At 72.1% G+C, this 17,316-nt stretch carries 16 protein-coding genes and 1 pseudogene; 13 read left to right on the top strand and 4 right to left on the bottom strand.

The window, feature by feature from the left end; translation table 11 throughout:
* Position 1: 1 nt before the first annotated feature.
* From ACWDR7_RS03245 to ACWDR7_RS03205, 9 genes are all read left to right on the top strand, one after another.
* The gene (locus tag ACWDR7_RS03245; RefSeq protein ID WP_449853494.1) at positions 2-982 is read left to right on the top strand and encodes a branched-chain amino acid ABC transporter permease; all 981 of its coding nucleotides are present in this window, start codon (positions 2-4) and stop codon (positions 980-982) included.
* A 52-nt stretch (positions 983-1,034) separates the two neighbouring features.
* On the top strand, positions 1,035-1,985 hold the full coding sequence (locus tag ACWDR7_RS03240) for an ABC transporter ATP-binding protein (RefSeq protein WP_449853572.1): 951 nt from the start codon (positions 1,035-1,037) through the stop codon (positions 1,983-1,985).
* Positions 1,982-2,719, top strand: a complete 738-nt coding sequence (locus ACWDR7_RS03235; protein ID WP_449853493.1) for an ABC transporter ATP-binding protein — start codon at positions 1,982-1,984, stop codon at positions 2,717-2,719. Before ACWDR7_RS03240 ends, ACWDR7_RS03235 begins: the two co-directional genes overlap by 4 nt.
* A gap of 54 nt (positions 2,720-2,773) precedes the next feature.
* Positions 2,774-3,883 carry a GuaB3 family IMP dehydrogenase-related protein gene (locus ACWDR7_RS03230; protein ID WP_449853571.1) on the top strand — a complete coding sequence of 370 codons (1,110 nt, stop codon included), beginning with the start codon at positions 2,774-2,776 and terminating at the stop codon, positions 3,881-3,883.
* Between the two features lie 5 nt (positions 3,884-3,888).
* The gene (locus tag ACWDR7_RS03225; RefSeq protein ID WP_449853492.1) at positions 3,889-4,752 is read left to right on the top strand and encodes an SURF1 family protein; all 864 of its coding nucleotides are present in this window, start codon (positions 3,889-3,891) and stop codon (positions 4,750-4,752) included.
* A 77-nt stretch (positions 4,753-4,829) separates the two neighbouring features.
* Positions 4,830-5,387 (top strand): DUF3817 domain-containing protein, encoded by a 558-nt coding sequence (locus tag ACWDR7_RS03220; protein ID WP_449853491.1) that lies wholly within the window; start codon positions 4,830-4,832, stop codon positions 5,385-5,387.
* The gene (gene guaA, locus ACWDR7_RS03215) at positions 5,384-6,961 is read left to right on the top strand and encodes a glutamine-hydrolyzing GMP synthase (RefSeq protein WP_449853490.1); all 1,578 of its coding nucleotides are present in this window, start codon (positions 5,384-5,386) and stop codon (positions 6,959-6,961) included. The genes ACWDR7_RS03220 and guaA overlap by 4 nt, the downstream gene beginning before the upstream one ends.
* 106 nt (positions 6,962-7,067) lie before the next feature.
* Positions 7,068-8,444, top strand: a complete 1,377-nt coding sequence (locus ACWDR7_RS03210; RefSeq protein WP_449853489.1) for a glycosyltransferase — start codon at positions 7,068-7,070, stop codon at positions 8,442-8,444.
* 36 nt (positions 8,445-8,480) lie between these two features.
* Positions 8,481-8,774 carry a helix-turn-helix domain-containing protein gene (locus ACWDR7_RS03205; RefSeq protein ID WP_449853570.1) on the top strand — a complete coding sequence of 98 codons (294 nt, stop codon included), beginning with the start codon at positions 8,481-8,483 and terminating at the stop codon, positions 8,772-8,774.
* Here the strand turns inward: ACWDR7_RS03205 and ACWDR7_RS03200 are convergent.
* The 3 genes and pseudogenes from ACWDR7_RS03200 to ACWDR7_RS03190 all read right to left on the bottom strand — a co-directional run.
* Positions 8,696-8,869 (bottom strand): annotated as a pseudogene (locus ACWDR7_RS03200) (ClpP family protease); the annotation flags it as partial. The gene ACWDR7_RS03205 and the pseudogene ACWDR7_RS03200 overlap by 79 nt on opposite strands.
* On the bottom strand, positions 8,866-9,507 hold the full coding sequence (locus tag ACWDR7_RS03195) for a ClpP family protease (protein WP_449853488.1): 642 nt from the start codon (positions 9,505-9,507) through the stop codon (positions 8,866-8,868). The gene ACWDR7_RS03195 and the pseudogene ACWDR7_RS03200, both read right to left, overlap by 4 nt.
* Positions 9,508-9,646: 139 nt before the next feature.
* Positions 9,647-10,570, bottom strand: coding sequence for a Bax inhibitor-1/YccA family protein (locus ACWDR7_RS03190; protein ID WP_449853487.1), 924 nt, complete (start codon positions 10,568-10,570; stop codon positions 9,647-9,649).
* A gap of 190 nt (positions 10,571-10,760) precedes the next feature.
* Here ACWDR7_RS03190 and ACWDR7_RS03185 point away from each other — a divergent pair, with 190 nt between their 5' ends.
* Complete coding sequence (locus tag ACWDR7_RS03185) at positions 10,761-11,768, top strand: glycerophosphodiester phosphodiesterase family protein (RefSeq protein WP_449853486.1); 1,008 nt, start codon at positions 10,761-10,763, stop codon at positions 11,766-11,768.
* Positions 11,769-11,777: 9 nt separating this feature from the next.
* Here ACWDR7_RS03185 and ACWDR7_RS03180 read toward each other — a convergent pair whose 3' ends face one another.
* The gene (locus ACWDR7_RS03180) at positions 11,778-12,479 is read right to left on the bottom strand and encodes a GntR family transcriptional regulator (protein WP_449853485.1); all 702 of its coding nucleotides are present in this window, start codon (positions 12,477-12,479) and stop codon (positions 11,778-11,780) included.
* A 155-nt stretch (positions 12,480-12,634) separates the two neighbouring features.
* Between ACWDR7_RS03180 and ACWDR7_RS03175 the strand changes: the two genes are divergently transcribed.
* From ACWDR7_RS03175 to ligD, 3 genes are read left to right on the top strand one after another with little or no spacing between them, the layout of a single operon-like run.
* Positions 12,635-15,037 carry an ATP-dependent helicase gene (locus ACWDR7_RS03175; protein ID WP_449853484.1) on the top strand — a complete coding sequence of 801 codons (2,403 nt, stop codon included), beginning with the start codon at positions 12,635-12,637 and terminating at the stop codon, positions 15,035-15,037.
* 51 nt (positions 15,038-15,088) lie between these two features.
* Complete coding sequence (locus ACWDR7_RS03170) at positions 15,089-16,243, top strand: SseB family protein (RefSeq protein ID WP_449853483.1); 1,155 nt, start codon at positions 15,089-15,091, stop codon at positions 16,241-16,243.
* A gap of 52 nt (positions 16,244-16,295) precedes the next feature.
* Complete coding sequence (gene ligD, locus ACWDR7_RS03165) at positions 16,296-17,303, top strand: non-homologous end-joining DNA ligase (RefSeq protein ID WP_449853482.1); 1,008 nt, start codon at positions 16,296-16,298, stop codon at positions 17,301-17,303.
* Positions 17,304-17,316 lie beyond the last annotated feature (13 nt).

The raw sequence follows: 17,316 nt of genomic DNA, 5'->3' as shown, positions 1-17,316 counted from the left end.
CATGAACTGGTTGCAGATCTTCGACAACACGCTCTCCTCGATCCTGAGCCCCGCGACGATGGGCTACGCCCTCGCCGCGCTGGGCCTGGCGATGCACTTCGGATACGGCGGGCTCCTCAACATGGGCGTGGCGGGCTTCATGGCCCTCGGCGCCTACGGGTACGCGATCTCGATCCTCACCTTCGGCTTCCCCTGGTGGCTCGCCGCGCTCGTGGGGCTCGCGGCGGCGGCCGTGTTCGCGCTCATCCTGGGCATCCCGACGCTGCGCCTGCGCGGCGACTACCTGGCCATCGCCACGATCGCGGCGGCCGAGGTGCTGCGCCTGCTGTTCCTCACCACGCAGTTCGAGGACGTCACGGGATCGGCCGACGGCCTGGCCGGCTACCACGGCAGCTTCCGCGAGTCGAACCCCATCCCCGAGGGCACGTACGGCTTCGGGCCGTGGACCTACAACGAGACCGGCTGGTGGGTGCGCATCATGGGCCTGCTCACGCTGGCGTTCGCGGTGCTCGTCGTGTGGATGCTCACCCGCAGTCCCTGGGGCCGGGTCATGAAGGGCATCCGCGAGGACGAGGAGGCGATCCGTTCCCTCGGCAAGAACGTGTTCTCGTACAAGATGCAGTCGCTCGTGCTCGGCGGCGTGATCATGGCGGCCGGCGGCGTCGTCTACGCGCTGCCGGCGGCGGTCGCCCCCGGCGTGTACGTGACGTCGCTGACGTTCTTCGTGTGGACCGCGCTGCTGCTCGGCGGCGCCGCCACCGTGTTCGGCCCCGTGCTTGGCTCGCTCATCTTCTGGGTCATCCAGACGTTCCTCGCCAACTTCCTGCCCGCCCTCGTCGACGCCGGCGTGCTGCCGTTCATGTCGTCCACCCAGGCGGGCACGCTGCGGTTCATCCTCGTGGGGGTGGCGCTCATGCTGCTGGTGATCTTCATGCCGCAGGGCATCCTCGGCGACAAGAAGGAGCTGACCTTTGTCCGTTGACAGCACGCCGGGCGAGAACAGCCCGCAGGAGCCGCGGCCGGCGACGGCCCCCGTGCAGCGGCCGAAGACGACGAACCTGCACATCGGCGAGGTCGCGCCCGGCGTGAGGAAGACCGATCCGATCATCGTCGCCGACGGCGTGACGCGCACCTTCGGCGGCCTCACCGCCGTCGACGTGGAGCACCTCGAGATCCCGCGCGGCGTCATCACGGCGCTGATCGGGCCCAACGGCGCCGGCAAGACGACGCTGTTCAACCTGCTCACGGGCTTCGACCGGCCGAACTCGGGCACGTGGTCGTTCGACGGGCGCAACCTCGCCAGGGTGCCGGCGCACAAGGTGGCGCGCATGGGCCTGGTGCGCACGTTCCAGCTCACGAAGGCACTCGGCCGCCTGAGCGTGATGGACAACATGAAGCTCGGCGCCACGGGTCAGGCGGGCGAGCGCTTCTGGCACAGCCTGATCCCGGCGCTGTGGCGCTCGCAGGACGCGGCGATCGAGCGGCGGGCCGAGGAGCTCCTCGTCAAGTTCAAGCTCGACGCGAAGCGCGACGACCTGGCCGCCGGCCTGTCGGGCGGGCAGAAGAAGCTGCTCGAGATGGCGCGCGCCCTCATGACCGACCCCACGCTCGTCATGCTCGACGAGCCCATGGCGGGCGTGAACCCGGCCCTCACCCAGTCGCTGCTCGACCACATCCTCGACCTCAAGGAGGAGGGGATGACGGTGCTGTTCGTCGAGCACGACATGCACATGGTCCGCCACATCGCCGACTGGGTGATCGTGATGGCCGAGGGCAAGGTCGTGGCCGAGGGCGCTCCCGACGAGGTCATGAAGAACCCCGCCGTGGTCGACGCCTACCTCGGCGCCCACCAGGAGCTGGACCTGGGGGTCGTCACCGGGCGCATCCCCGTCGTGGAGGCCGATCCGACGACGGATGCGGAGGCCTCCGCGCACGTCACGGTCGCGGAGATCGAGGCCGAGGCCGAGAAGGAGGACGAGAAGTGACCGCGGAGCAGACCCCCGTCGTGCTGGTCGACGACGTGCACGCGGGCTACCTGCCCGGCGTGAACATCCTCAACGGCGCGACGCTCACGGCCCACCAGGGCGAGCTGATCGGGATCATCGGACCGAACGGCGCCGGCAAGTCCACGTTGTTGAAGGCGATCTTCGGCCAGGTGAAGATCCGCGGCGGCCGCGTCATGCTCGCGGGAGAGGACATCACGGGGCTGAAGGCCGACAAGCTCGTCGCGAAGGGCGTGGGCTTCATCCCGCAGACGAACAACGTCTTCCCGTCGCTCAGCATCGCCGAGAACCTGCAGATGGGCGCCTACCAGAAGCCGAAGATGTTCGACGAGCGCGTCGACTTCGTCATGAGCATCTTCCCCGACCTCGCGAAGGGCGCCGGGCTGAAGAAGCGGGCCTCGGGCCTGTCCGGCGGCGAGCGGCAGATGGTGGCCATGGGCCGCGCGCTCATGATGGATCCGAAGGTGCTGCTGCTCGACGAGCCCTCCGCCGGCCTCTCGCCGGTCCGGCAGGACGAGGCGTTCATCCGCGTCTCGGAGATCAACAAGGCCGGCGTGACGTGCATCATGGTGGAGCAGAACGCGCGTCGCTGCCTGCAGATCTGCGACCGCGGCTACGTGCTCGACCAGGGCCGTGACGCCTACACCGGCACTGGCCGCGACCTGCTCAGCGACCCGAAGGTGACCGAGCTGTACCTCGGCACCCTCGGCGCCTGAGCCCGCGCTTCCGGGCGGGCGCGGAACGGCGGCGGGTAGGCTGAGCGGGTGAGCATGGAGATCGAGCTGGGCCGCGCCAAGCGCGCTCGTCGGGCGTACTCGTTCGACGACATCGCCGTGGTGCCGTCGCGGCGCACGCGCAACCCCGAGGACGTGTCGACCGCGTGGGCGATCGACGCCTTCCAGTTCGACATCCCGGTGCTCGGCGCCCCGATGGACTCCGTCGTGAGCCCGCGCACCGCGATCATGCTCGGCCAGCTCGGCGCGCTCGGCGTGCTCGACCTCGAGGGGCTGTGGACCCGGTACGAGGATCCGCAGCCGCTGCTCGACGAGATCGCCTCGCTGCCGGATCAGGTGGCCACCAGCCGCATGCAGCAGATGTACGCCGAGCCGATCAAGCCCGAGCTCGTGCGCGCCCGCCTCGAGGAGATCCGCGCGGCCGGCGTGACGGTGGCCGGCTCGCTCACGCCGCAGCGCACGCAGGAGCTGTACGAGACCGTCGTCGCCGCCGGCGTGGACCTCTTCGTCATCCGCGGCACGACCGTCTCGGCCGAGCACGTCTCGAGCGTGGCCGAGCCGCTGAACCTCAAGAAGTTCATCTACGACCTCGACGTGCCGGTCATCGTCGGCGGGGCGAGCACGTACACGGCGGCGCTGCACCTCATGCGCACGGGCGCGGCGGGCGTGCTCGTCGGCTTCGGCGGGGGAGCGGCGTCGACGACCCGCGCGACCCTCGGCATCCACGCGCCCATGGCGACGGCCGTCGCCGACGTCGCCGGCGCGCGCCGCGACTACCTCGACGAGTCGGGCGGGCGCTACGTGCACGTCATCGCCGACGGCGGCGTCGGCACCTCCGGCGACATCGTCAAGGCGCTCGCGATGGGCGCCGACGCGGTCATGCTCGGCGTGGCGCTGGCCCGCGCCACCGATGCGCCCGGCCAGGGCTACCACTGGGGCCCCGAGGCGCACCACCCGAAGCTGCCGCGCGGCCGCCGGGTGCGCGTGGAGCGCATCGCGGCCCTCGAGGAGATCCTGTACGGCCCCGCGCCCGTGGCCGACGGCACCACCAACCTGATCGGCGCGCTGCGCAAGTCCATGGCGACGACGGGGTACTCCGACCTCAAGGAGTTCCAGCGCGTCGACGTGGTCGTCGCGCCGTATTGATGCGGATGACAGACCCGTCGCTGGAGCCGTCGCCGGAGTCGCCGGAGGCTCTGGACTTCCCGCCGACGCTGCGTGAGGTCATGCTGGGGCCCCGCTGGCTCGCGATGCTCGCGCTGTGCCTGGTGGTCGCGGGCGTGTTCGCGTGGCTCGGCCAGTGGCAGCTCTCGAGCGCGATCGACACCGATCCGCCCGAGCCCGGCGCCACGGAGGAGGTCCTGCCGATCGACGAGGTCGTCCAGCCGGGCGCCTACCTCGAGGAGCCGCTCGTCGGTCAGCGCGTGGCGGTCGCCGGCACCTGGGATCCGGACGACTTCCTCCTCGTGTCGTCGCGCTTCAACGACGACGTCGAGGGGTACTGGGTCACCGGTCGCCTGCAGCTCGAGGACGAATCGTCGCTCGCGGTCGCGATCGGCTGGACCGCCTCGCGCGAGCGTGCCGAGGATGCGGCCGTCGAGCTGGCCGCCCTGGCCGACGCCGGCGAGACGGTCGAGCTCACGGGCCGCATCATCTCCGACGAGGGCCCCGCGGTCGCCACGGGCGACGATCCCTACGAGATGACGCGCATGTCGCCGGCCGCGCTGCTGGGGCAGTGGGGCGAGGTGACGGGCGATGTGTACCGCCCGTACCTGACCTCGGCGGATCCGACCGGTGGCATCGGCGACGCGGGGCTCGAGGCGATCTCGTCGCCGGCGCCGGAGCTGGGCAGCCCGATCAACTGGCTCAACATCTTCTACGCGATCGAGTGGGCCGTGTTCGCGGGCTTCGCGTTCTACCTCTGGTACCGCCTCGCGCGCGACGCGTGGGAGCGCGAGCTCGAGCAGATCGAGGGCGTCGACCCCGACGCGCTCGACGACGAGGACGATCTCTAGCGGCGCCGCTTGCGCCGCCGCTCCGGCGCCGATCGGCGCGCGGCGGAGGCCCAGGCTCGCCCGCCTAGAATGGGTGCATGGCGCAACCCCGGCTCGCTTCGTTCCCCAAAATCCGAGGCGCGCTGCGGTTCTATCAGATCTGCTCGGTGATCACCGGCGTCGGGCTGCTGCTGCTCGTCGCCGAGATGATCCTGAAGTACACGCCCCTGCACGTGGAGCTCTTCCTGGGCGGATCGGGCGGCTTCCTCTGGTTCGCCGAGGTGCTGCCGAGCGCCGACTGCCTGTGGTACTCGCAGTTCGCGATGGGCGCCGGCGGCTGCGACATCGTCTCCACGGGCGACGGCATCAATCTGTCGCTCGGGATCCTGATCGTGCACGGCTGGTTCTACGTCGTGTACCTGTTCGCCTGCTTCCGCCTGTGGAGCCTGATGCGCTGGGGCTTCGGCCGCTTCCTCATGCTCGCCGGCGGCGGCGTGGTGCCGTTCCTGTCGTTCGTGATGGAGGGCATCGTCGCCCGTGACGTGAAGCGCTACCTCGCCGAGCGCGAGCAGCGTGCTGCCGAGAAGCGCGCGGCCAAGGCCGCCGCGACCGAGGGCGCCGCGGCGTCCGCAACCCCCGAGGAGGCCGGCCGATGAGCGCCGACACCGCCCAGCGACCGGTCCTGGTCGTCGACTTCGGCGCGCAGTACGCGCAGCTGATCGCACGCCGCGTGCGCGAGGCCGGCGTGTTCAGCGAGCTCGTGCCGCACACGATCACGCGCGCCGAGGTGGAGGCGCGGGAGCCCGTCGCCCTGATCCTCTCCGGCGGGCCGTCGTCGGTCTACGCCGAGGGGGCGCCGACGTTCGACGCCTCGATCTTCGACCTCGGCATCCCCACCCTGGGCATCTGCTACGGCTTCCAGGTGATGGCGCAGGCGCTCGGCGGCGAGGTCGCCAACACCGGGCTGCGCGAGTACGGGGCCACCGATGCCACGCTCGTCGGCGACGGCGGCGTGCTGCTCGCCGGGCAGCCGGCCGCGCAGAACGTGTGGATGAGCCACGGCGACCAGGTGCGCCAGGCGCCGGAGGGCTTCGAGGTGCTCGCCTCCACTGCCGCGACCCCCGTCGCCGCCTTCGGCAACGCCGAGGCCTGCCTCTACGGCGTGCAGTGGCACCCCGAGGTGAAGCACTCGGACTTCGGGCAGAAGGTCATCGAGAACTTCCTGCACAAGGCCGCGGGCCTGGCCGCCGACTGGAACAGCGGCAACGTCATCGAGGAGCAGGTGGCGCGCATCCGCGAGCAGGTCGGATCGGCCCGCGTCATCTCCGCGCTCTCGGGCGGCGTGGACTCCGCGGTCTCGACCGCGCTCGTCCACCGCGCCGTCGGCGACCAGCTCACCGCCGTCTTCGTGGACCACGGCCTGCTGCGCAAGGGCGAGCGCGAGCAGGTGGAGAAGGACTACGTCGAGTCCACGGGCGTGCGGCTCATCACCGTCGACGCCGCCGACACGTTCCTCGGCCACCTGGCCGGTGTGACGGATCCCGAGGAGAAGCGCAAGATCATCGGGCGCGAGTTCATCCGCGCGTTCGAGCAGGTGCAGCGCGACCTCGTGGCCGAGGCGAAGGCCGAGGGCGAGCCGATCCGGTTCCTCGTGCAGGGCACGCTCTACCCGGACGTCGTCGAGTCGGGCGGCGGTGCCGGCACCGCCAACATCAAGAGCCACCACAACGTGGGCGGGCTGCCCGAGGACCTCGACTTCGAGCTCATCGAGCCGCTGCGCACGCTGTTCAAGGACGAGGTCCGCGCGATCGGGCGCGAGCTGGGCATCTCCGAGGCGATCGTCGGCCGCCAGCCGTTCCCCGGCCCGGGCCTGGGCATCCGGATCATCGGCGAGGTCACGCGCGAGCGCCTCGAGATCCTGCGCGAGGCCGACGCCATCGCCCGCGAGGAGCTGACGAAGGCGGGCCTCGACGGCGAGATCTGGCAGTGCCCGGTCGTGCTGCTCGCCGACGTGCGCAGCGTGGGCGTGCAGGGCGACGGCCGCACCTACGGCCACCCGATCGTGCTGCGTCCGGTGTCGAGCGAGGACGCCATGACGGCGGACTGGACGCGCCTGCCGTACGACGTGCTCTCGAAGATCTCCAACCGCATCACGAACGAGGTGAGCGAGGTCAACCGCGTCGTGCTCGACGTGACCTCCAAGCCCCCGGGGACCATCGAGTGGGAGTGACCCTCCCGCGTCGCTGACTCGGCGAGACGGCAACTGCGCGCCGAGACAGCGGCGTGACGACGCTGTCTCGGCGCGGGAAAGCTGTCTCGCGGGAGAGGATGGGGGCGTGAACGATCTCGTGCCGCCGGCCGTGTACCTGCTCGTGGCCGGGCGGGTGGATCCGCGGCTCGACGCCGGGTTCGCCGTCGCCGTGATGCGGCGCGCGCGCGACCTGCGGCGGGCCGGCGGGGAGTCGCTCGTGCTCACCGTCAACGTCGCGACGCGGGACGAGAACGACCGGATCCGGGACGAGTGGGCGCGGCGGGGCCTCATCGACGACGGCCGCGCGTTCCGCAATGTGTACGACGACCTGCGCGCCGACCGCTCCTGGCTGCTCGAGGCCGCGCGGCCGCTGCCGGCACCGGCATCCGGTTTCGCCGAGAATCTCGTGCGCGACGACGCGGGCGCGCCGCTGGTGGGGCTGCCGGTCGTGACGGGCGACCCCGCCTGGATGCACAGCGACGCGGCCGTCACCGTGTACGACGATGCGGGGGAGCCCGCCGGCTGGCTGCCGGGCTTCGGCGCGCTGTACCGGGTGTGGCTCAACCGGATGGCGCGCGAGGCGGCGACCGCGACCGGCCTCGTGCCCGTGGTCGTGTGCGAGGCGCGACAGATCGGCGAGGTGCTCGTCGCCGACGCCGCCCCGGCGCTCGACGCCGACCTGCGGATCGTGCACGAGACGCACGCCAACCACACCCTGCCCCCGCACACCTGGGATGCGCCGATGGCCGACGCCTGGGCGAGCTGGCTCGGCACCGCCCACCGATACGACGCCGTCACGTGGCTGACGCCCAGCCAGCGCGCCGACGTGGAGCGGCGCTTCGGGCCGGACGTCGCCCGCTCGTTCGTGGCGCCGCATCCCGCCCCGCCGGTCACGCGCTCGGACGAGCCGCGCGAGCCCGGCCGCGTGGCGATGCTCAACTCGCTGTCGCCGCGCAAGCGCGTCGACCACGCGCTGCGCGCGCTCGCCCTCGTCCGCGCGGACGTGCCGCACGCGCACCTGCACGTGCACGGCGACGGGCCCGAGCGCGAGATGCTGGAGGCGCTCGCGGCGGAGCTCGGCATCGCCGACGCCGTGACGTGGTACGGCTACGACCCCGACCCGCTGCCGGCGCTCGGCCGCGCGCAGGCGCTGCTGCTCACGAGCACGAACGAGGCGCAGGGGCTCGTGGTCGTCGAGGCGCTCGCGCACGGCGTGCCGGTGGTCGCCTACGACATCCCGTACGGCCCGCGCGACATGCTCGCCCACGGCGGCGGCACGGTCGTGCCGGACGGCGACATCCCCGCGCTCGCCGGTGCCCTCCGCGCGATCCTCACGGCTCCGGACCGCCCCGCACTCGAGGAGGAGGCCTACGCGTCGGCCGCGGCGCAGGGGTTCGCGCCGTCGCTGCGCGCCTTCGGCGACGCCGTTCGTGCCGCACTGTCGGGCCCGCCGCGGCGCTGAGCGGGATCCGCCGTTCTGCCGTGAGCGGAACGGGCTGTGCGGGCCGCGCGGCCCGCCTATCGTGTGGACATCGCCGAGCCGATCCCGTTCCCCGCTCCCGACGCCCGCCGCGCCCCGCGGATCGATCCGCTGTGGCGCCATCTGGTGGGGGAGCAGCTGCGCCGCCGACGCCATGAGCGCGGCGAGACGCTCGCCGATGTCGCCGCGCGGGCGGGCGTCTCGGTGCAGTACCTGTCGGAGGTCGAGCGCGGGCTCAAGGAGCCCTCGAGGTGCAGCAGCTGCGCGATGAGCGCGTTGGCCACGCCGGCGTCGATGCCCGTGCCGAGGTAGACGATCCGCTCGCTCAGCAGGTGCGAGTAGACGTCCATGATCCGCTCGCCGCGGGCGTCGCGCGTGATCACGTTGGGGATCGTGTAGCCGCTCATCGGGCGCCCTCCTCGTCGTTGGCGCCGAGATCCGCCCCGAGCCCGAGGGGCCGCCGCCGGCGCGGCATGATGTCGTCGAAGTCGCTCACGATCGCGTCGATGAAGCCGTACTCGAGCGCCTCCTGCGCCGAGTACCAGTGGTCGTGCAGCGAGTCCTCGAACACGCGCTCCACCGGCTGCCCCGTGTCCTCCGCGATCAGGCCCAGCACGGTGTCGCGCATCTGGCGCAGGTCCTCGGCCTGCACCTCCACGTCCACGGCCGTGCCGCCGATGCCCGCCGAGCCCTGGTGCAGCAGCACCTTGGCGTGCGGCAGCGCGCGCCGCTTGCCCCTCCCGCCCGCCGAGAGCAGGAACTGCCCCGCGCTGTAGGCCATGCCCAGGTCGAGCGTCGCCACGTCGCACGGCACGAGCCGCATGACGTCGCGGATCGCGAGCATCGACGGCACGGAGCCGCCGGGGGAGCGGATCCACAGGGCGATGTCGCCGGCCGGATCCTCGGCCGCCAGCGCCACCAGCTGCGTGGTGAGCAGGGTGCCGTTGTCGTCGTCGAGCGGACCGTCGAGCACGAGCACGCGGTGGTGATAGAGCTCGCGCCGGGCGTCTGCGGTGAACCGGGGGACGGTGCTGTCTTCTGCCATGTGCCCAGCGGGCGCCGCCCGCGCCGGCCGCGTGCGGGAATCCGCCCCGGGCGGATCAGCCCTCGGCGGATCCCGGAGACGACGCCCGGAGACGACGAAGGCCGCCCCCGAGGGGACGGCCTTCGCGGAGAGCGGCGACTCAGTCGTTGCCGCGCAGGATCGCGATGATGCGCAGGATCTCGATGTACAGCCACACGACGGTGACCATGATGCCGAAGGCGCCCATCCAGCCGTACTTGCGGGGGGCGCCGTTGCGCACGCCCTGCTGGATCATGTCGAAGTCCAGCACGAGCGAGTACGCCGCCATGAAGACGACGAGGATGCCGATGATGAGGCCGAGCGGGATGCCCATGAACTCAGCCGAGCGCAGGCCCCACGGGTCGGTGTTCACGCCGGTCCACATCAGGACGACGTTGAGCAGCGAGAAGACCAGGTAGCCGATCATCGCGATCATGAAGATCTTCGTCGCCTTCGCCGAGGCGCGGACCTTGCCGCTCGCGAAGAGAGCGAGCGTGACGCCGACGACGGAGACGGTCGCGAGCGTCGCCTGGAAGACGATGCCCGGCCAGATGGCCTCGAAGAACGCCGAGATGCCGCCGACGAAGAGGCCCTCGAACGCGGCGTACGCGAAGATGAGCGGGACGCTGGGCTGCTTCTTGAACGAGTTGACGAGTCCGAGCACGAAGCCGCCGAGCGCGCCCACGATCCACGGCACGAAGCTCACGGCGCCGACGGCCTGCGGGTTGAGGCTGCCGCCGAGCGTCCACACCCAGCCGATGGCGGCGAACACGAGCATCGCGCCGAAGAGCACGACCGTCTTGATGACGGTGTCCTCGACGGTCATGCGTCCGGTCTCGAGCGAGCCGGCGGTGGGGGAGGCGTACGCGCCCTCCATACGGGCCTGGGCGGCGGCGTCCACGCCCATGTGCGAGAACTGCCCGGCCTGCACGGCGCCGGCGTTCGGCTGCTGCTGCGCCACGGGCGGCTGCAGGGGCGTTCCGTAACCGCCCTGCCGCGACTGCGGCGCCTGGAAGACGGGGTTGTTGAATCCGGGGCTGGCCATGATCGGTCACACTCCAAGGTCTCGTTCGGCGCCGGCCGCGGCGCCTTCCTTCCACAGTAATGGCGATCCCTATGGCGCGCCTGGGGCTTCGGGGATTTCGCCCACGGCGCAACGGGCTTCGGGGGTTTTCCCCACCGCGCGCTTCTCCGCGGCGCCCGCGCGCGGAAGCGCCCGGATTAGCCTGGGGACCATGTCGCCTCGTCCGCCGCTCGTCGTCGCGCACCGCGGCGCGTCCGGCTACCGGCCCGAGCACTCGCCGTCGGCGTACGAGCTGGCGTTCGAGATGGGCTGCGACGCCGTCGAGCCCGACGTCGTCGCTACGCGCGACGGCGTGCTCGTGGTGCGGCACGAGAACGAGATCTCGGGCACCACCGACGTGGCGGACCGCCCCGAGTTCGCGGATCGCCGCACCACGAAGACGGTGGACGGCGCGCGGCTGACGGGCTGGTTCACCGAGGACTTCACGTGGGAGGAGCTGGCGGCGCTGCGGTGCCGGGAGCGCATCCCGCAGCTGCGCCCCGCGAGCGCGAGCTTCGACGACACGCAGCCGATGCTGCGCCTCACCGACCTGCTCGAGCTGACCGCCCGCGCCTCGCTCGCGCACGGCCGGGAGATCGCGGTCGTGCTCGAGGTGAAGCACGCCACGTACTTCACCTCCGTCGGGCTCGACCTCGTGCCGCTCATCCTCCGCGACCTGCGCGCCGCGGGCTGGGACGACGGGCGCCGGCCGCTCGTGGTGGAGTCGTTCGAATCCACGGTGCTCACGCGCCTGCGCGAGGCCGGGCTCACGGCGTCGTTCGTCTACCTGCTCGAGGCGAAGGGCAGCCCGGCCGACCTCGTCGCGGCGCACGGCGCGGACGCGCCGACGTACGCGGCGACGGCACGCCCGGAGGGACTGGACCGCCTGGTGGGGCGGGTGGACGGCATCAGCGTGGACAAGAGGATGATCCTCGCGCCGGACCGGCGCGGGCGCGCCACGGGGCCCTCGTCCGTCGTCGCCGACGCGCACGCGCGCGGTCTGCGCGTGTACACGTGGACCTGCCGACCGGAGAACGCGTTCCTCGTGGGCGAGTTCCGCTCCGGCGGGGGGAAGGCGGCGTTCGGCGACTACGAGGCCGAGTGGCGGATCATCCGCGACAGCAGTGTCGACGGCGTCTTCGTCGACCACACGGATCTCGGCGTCGCGTTCTTCCGCTGATCCGAGCGCTCAGCCGGCGGGCGTGGGAGCGTCGTCCAGGCGGAAGACGCTCCGGATGATCCCCTCCGAGCCGGACGCGTCGCGCCGCTCGAGCGCGTCCGCCAGACGGTCGAACGCCTCGGCGATCGCCGAGGGCGCCTGGATGAGGCGCGGCCTGCCGCGCTGGGCGCGCCGCAGGACGATCCACGCGTCGCGGTAGGCGCGCATGAACACGGGATTGCCGCAGCAGTCGGCCAGGCGGGAGTACAGGGCGCCGGCCGCGTCGTAGATCGCGAACACGGATTCGAGCGGCGGTTCGATGGAGTCGGCGGACGGCGTGGACCGGCACAGGGACGCGGTCTCGCGAGCGAGGTCGACCGTCTGCCGCAGCTCCTCATCGGGCATGCGCGCCGCCATCCGCACCGCGATGCCCACCTGATAGCCGAGGTACTCCATCGCCGCGTCGACGTCCTCTCCGGAGATCTCGGTGACGCGCGTGAACCGGCTGGCGGACATCTCCACGAGGCCGAGTCGCTCCAGCCGCTGCAGCGCCTCGCGCACCGGCATGCGCGAGACGCCGAGCTCCGCGGCGATGTCGACATCGCGGATCCGCTCGCCCGGCTGCAGACGCCCCTCGACGATCGCGTCGCCGATCCGCTCGAACACGGCGTCGCCCAGACGCTGGGTTTCGGGCTCCAGCGGACCCATCGCCGGCGGCATGCGCGTGCTCATCCCTCGACGGTATCGCCCCGCGATATGCCGCAACCCGTGAATCGGGTGGTATCCCGGCCGCGCGCGGCTTCCCCGGGGTCGCGAGGTGCCGGCCGTGCGCCGGATCCGGCGCCGCGGGCGGCGGCGTCGGTGCCCGAACCTAGACTTGAGGGGACATGTCAGACGCCTCCTCGCCCCTCATCGTGCACGGATCCGGCCCGGCCGGCGATCCGCTGCCGGACGGCCTCAACCCGCAGCAGCGCGAGGCGGTGGAGTACCGCGGGCCCGCGCTGCTCATCGTCGCGGGTGCGGGATCGGGCAAGACGCGGGTGCTCACGCACCGGATCGCGTCGCTGCTGCGCTCGCGCGAGGCGTGGCCGTCGCAGATCCTCGCCATCACGTTCACGAACAAGGCCGCGCAGGAGATGCGCGAGCGCGTCGAGCAGCTGGTGGGCGACAGCGCCCGCGGCATGTGGATCTCGACGTTCCACTCGGCGTGCGTGCGCATCCTGCGCCGCGAGGCCGAGCAGTTCGGCTTCACGAAGGCGTTCACGATCTACGACTCGGGCGACTCGCGCGCCCTCATCAAGCGGCTCGTCAAGGAGCACGAGGCCGACGCGCTCGGCCTGACGCCGGCGGCCGTGCAGTCGAAGATCTCGAAGCTCAAGAACGAGCTGTCCGACGCCGACGCGTACGCCCGCACGGTGAGCCACGACGATCCCGCCGAGCGCGTGTTCATCGACGTCTTCCGCGACTACGAGCGGCAGCTGCGCCGGGCCAACGCGTTCGACTTCGACGACCTCATCGCGCAGACGGTGTACCTGTTCCGCGCCTTCCCACAGGTGGCCGACGTCTACCGCAAGCGGTTCCGGCACATCCTCGTCGACGAGTACCAGGACACGAACCACGCGCAGTACGCGCTCATCCATGAGCTCACGCGCCCGATCCAGTCGTCGCAGGACGTGGGCGGCGGGATGCTGGCCCTCATGGACGAGGGAGAGGCGGCGTCGCTCACGGTGGTGGGCGACTCGGATCAGTCGATCTACGCGTTCCGCGGCGCCGACATCCGCAACATCAGCGAGTTCGAGCGCGACTTCCCCGGCGCCAAGGTGGTGCTGCTCGAGCAGAACTACCGCTCGACCCAGAACATCCTCGATGCGGCCAATGCGGTGATCGCGAACAACTTCGACCGCAAGGCGAAGAGCCTGTGGACCGACGCCGGCACGGGCGAGAAGGTCGTCGGCTTCACGGGGTACTCGCAGCACGACGAGGCGCAGTTCGTCGCCGACGAGATCGAGGCGCTGCACCGAGCCGGCGCCGCCTACGGCGACATCGCGGTGTTCTACCGCACCAACTCGCAGTCCCGCGCGCTCGAGGAGATCTTCATCCGCGCCGCCGTGCCCTACAAGATCATGGGCGGCACCAAGTTCTACGAGCGCGCCGAGATCAAGGACGCGCTGGCGTACCTCGTCGCCGTGGCGAACCCCGCCGACGAGATGGCCGTGCGGCGCATCCTGAACAAGCCCAAGCGCGGCATCGGCGCGGTCACCGAGACGGGGATCGCGCAGTTCGCCGCCGACCACGACATCACGTTCCGCGACGCCCTCTCGAACGCGGCGGAGCTGGGCGTGGGGCCCAAGCTGCAGGCCGCGATCGCCCACCTCGACGCCGTGCTGCGCGAGGCGACCGAGATCATGCTGCCCGCCTCGGGCGAGGCGGCACCGCCCACGGCGGTGACCGAGGGACTGCAGCTGCTGCTGAACAGATCGGGCTACTACGACGCGCTGCGCGCCTCGCGCGACCCGCAGGACGAGGCCCGCGTCGAGAACCTCGACGAGCTCGTGGCCGTCACGCGCGAGTTCGCGCGCAACAACCCCGAGGGCACGCTGCTCGACTTCCTCACCGAGGTCGCGCTCGTGGCCGACAGCGACGACCTCGACGACGAGTCCGGATCGGTGTCGCTCATGACGCTGCACACGGCCAAGGGCCTCGAGTTCGACCACGTCTTCCTCACGGGCGTGGAGGAGGACCTCATCCCGCACCGGATCTCGGCCGGCGAGCCGGGCGGGCCGCAGGAGGAGCGGCGCCTGTTCTACGTCGGCATCACGCGCGCCCGCAAGCGGCTGTACCTCTCGCTGGCGATGACGCGCGCGCAGTTCGGCGAGGTGTCGGTGGCGATGCCCAGCCGGTTCCTGCAGGAGATCCCGGCCCACCTCATCGACTGGCGCCAGTCGCCGGGCGACGTGAACGGGCGCGGCGGCACGCAGTCGCGCGCGCTGAACGCGCGCCGGCCCGCGTCCGGTGCGGACCGGTGGGGCGCGAAGCCGCTGCCGGCCGGCGGCGGGCTGAAGCCGAAGTCCACGGCGATGGATCGGTTCCCCGGGCTCGTCACGAACAAGGTGCGCGACAACGGCGACCTCGAGCTGGCGCCCGGCGACCGCATCCGGCACGACGACTTCGGCGAGGGGCGCGTCGACGCCGTCACGGGCGAGGGCGCCAAGCGCATCGCCCACGTGCGGTTCGACAGGGCCGGGGCGAAGAAGCTGCTCATCAAGGTCGCGCCCATCGCGAAGCTCTGAGGCGCCGGGGAGCGCGCCCCGCGCGTCACCCATGCCACGTACGCTGGGCGCATGGGCCTGTTCTCACGCAAGAAGAAGGACGACCGCGACCCGAGGAGGGACGAGGCGGTCGAGGCGAGCGAGACGGAACGCCCGGAGGGCGACGCCGCGCGGTCGGCCGCCGACGCGTCCCTGGCCCCCGCCGACGCCCCACCGGCCCCCGCGGACACCCCGAACGTGAGCATCTCGATGTCGTCGTTCACGGGACTCGGCGGCACCGGCGCCCCCGTCGAGCCGCCCGCGCCCCGCGACGGCAGCCCGCGCGCCGATCCGTTCGTCGCGCGCGCCGCAGCCGACCCGCGCATGCGCATGCAGGCCACGCCCCGCTCGAACGCGCGCCCCGGGTTGCCGTTCGCGCCCGCGGCGCCGCCGACGGAGCACGAGACCGTGCCCGGCCTGCGCGACAACGCGCTCGTGCGCGACGCGCTCGCGGCGCTGCCCGACAAGCCCTCGGGCGCCCAGGTGCTGGGCGTCGTCCGCCAGGCGATGCAGGGCAACCTCTACCTGCGCGTGCAGGGCGACGCGCGTCAGCAGCTCGCCGACGGTGGGCAGATCACCTTCGGTGTCGCGCACGCCGGCGACAAGGACTACATGCTCGCCTACAGCTCGGGCCGCGCGCTGCGCGAGGCCGTCACGGCCGACGGCGACACGCAGACCTCCGCGATCGGCCAGCCGGTCGCCGCGCTGGTGCGGCACCTGCTCGAGGGCACCTACGCGGGCCTCATCCTCGACAACCAGTCGCCGCGCCGCGCCGTGCTGCCCCGCCAGGTGCTCGAGAAGGCCTTCGCCGAGGCCGATCCGCAGGCGCGCGTCAAGTCGCTGCTCGCCGAGCCGCGGCAGGCCGACACGCCGCACCGTCTCGCCACCCTGCTGGCGGAGCGCCCGCCGCTGTGGGTGGCGGTCGGGCCCTCGCAGAACGACAGCGAGAAGCTCGGGATCGCGGAGGCGCGCCTGGCCGACGGCACCCGGCTGCTGCAGGTGTTCTCGCACCCGCTCGAGATCGCGGCGCTCGGCCGCGACGAGAAGGCGCTGCCCCTGGCCGTCGAGAAGATCGCGCGGGCCCTGCGCGACAACCCGCAGGTGGGCGGCATCATCATCGATCCCGCCGGTCCGCTCATGACCCTCACGCGCGAGGAGCTCGCCCCGGTTCTGGCCCTGGCCGACTGACCCCGGCGTCAAGCCCTTTCGCCGGCGCGGGCCCGACCCCTAGCCTCGGGGCATGGCGTCGGAGCGGATCACCCTGGAGGCCGGCGGGCGGGAGGTCTCGCTGTCGAGCCCCGGCCGCGTGCTGTGGCCCGAGGCGGGCATCACCAAGCGCGAGCTGGCGGAGTACCTCATCGCCGTGGCCGATCCGTTCCTCGCCCACAACGGCGGGCGGCCGGTGTCGCTGGAGCGCTTCCCCGAGTCGATCGAGGGCGAGAGCTTCTTCTCCAAGAACCCGCCCAAGGGCGCGCCCGACTACGTCGAGGCGGTCACCGTCACGTACAACAGCGGCCGCCGTCACCCGCAGCTGGTGCTCACCGAACCGGCCGCCGTCGTGTGGGCGGCGCAGATGAACACCGTCGTGTTCCATCCCTGGGCCTCGCGGACGAGCGACACGGACCGGCCGGTCGAGCTGCGCATCGACCTCGACCCGCAGCCGGGCACCGACTTCGCCGACGCCGTGCGGGCCGCCCACGGCCTGCGCGAGGTGCTGCACGAGGCGGGACTGGAGCCGTGGCTCAAGACGAGCGGCAATCGCGGCCTGCACGTGTTCTGCCCGATCGTGCCGGAGTGGGAGTTCCTCGACGTGCGGCACGCGGTCATCGCCGCGGGCCGCGAGCTCGAGCGCCGGATGCCGGATCGCGTCACGACGAGCTGGTGGAAGGAGGAGCGCGGAGAGCGCATCTTCGTGGACTTCAACCAGGCCAATCGCGACCGCACGATGGCCGGCGCCTACAGCCCGCGCCCCCTGCCGGCGGCCACCGTGTCGACGCCGGTGACGTGGGAGGAGCTGGACGGCCTCGAGCCGCACGAGTTCACGATCCGCACCGTGCCCCGCCGCCTCGAGGAGGTCGGCGATCCGTGGGCCGGGATCGACGAGAGCCCGGCCCGGATCGACACCCTGCTGGAGTGGTGGGAGCGGGACCTCGCCGACGGGCTCGGCGAGCTGCCCTTCCCTCCCGACTTCCCGAAGATGCCGGGCGAGCCGCCGCGGGTACAGCCGAGCCGGGCGAAGAAGGAGTGACGGGCGGGCCCGG

It is taken from the genome of Microbacterium sp. NPDC003461, from assembly GCF_053588335.1.
The sequence above is the reverse complement of the archived record's forward strand: the minus strand, read 5'-3'. Positions and strand labels throughout refer to the sequence as shown.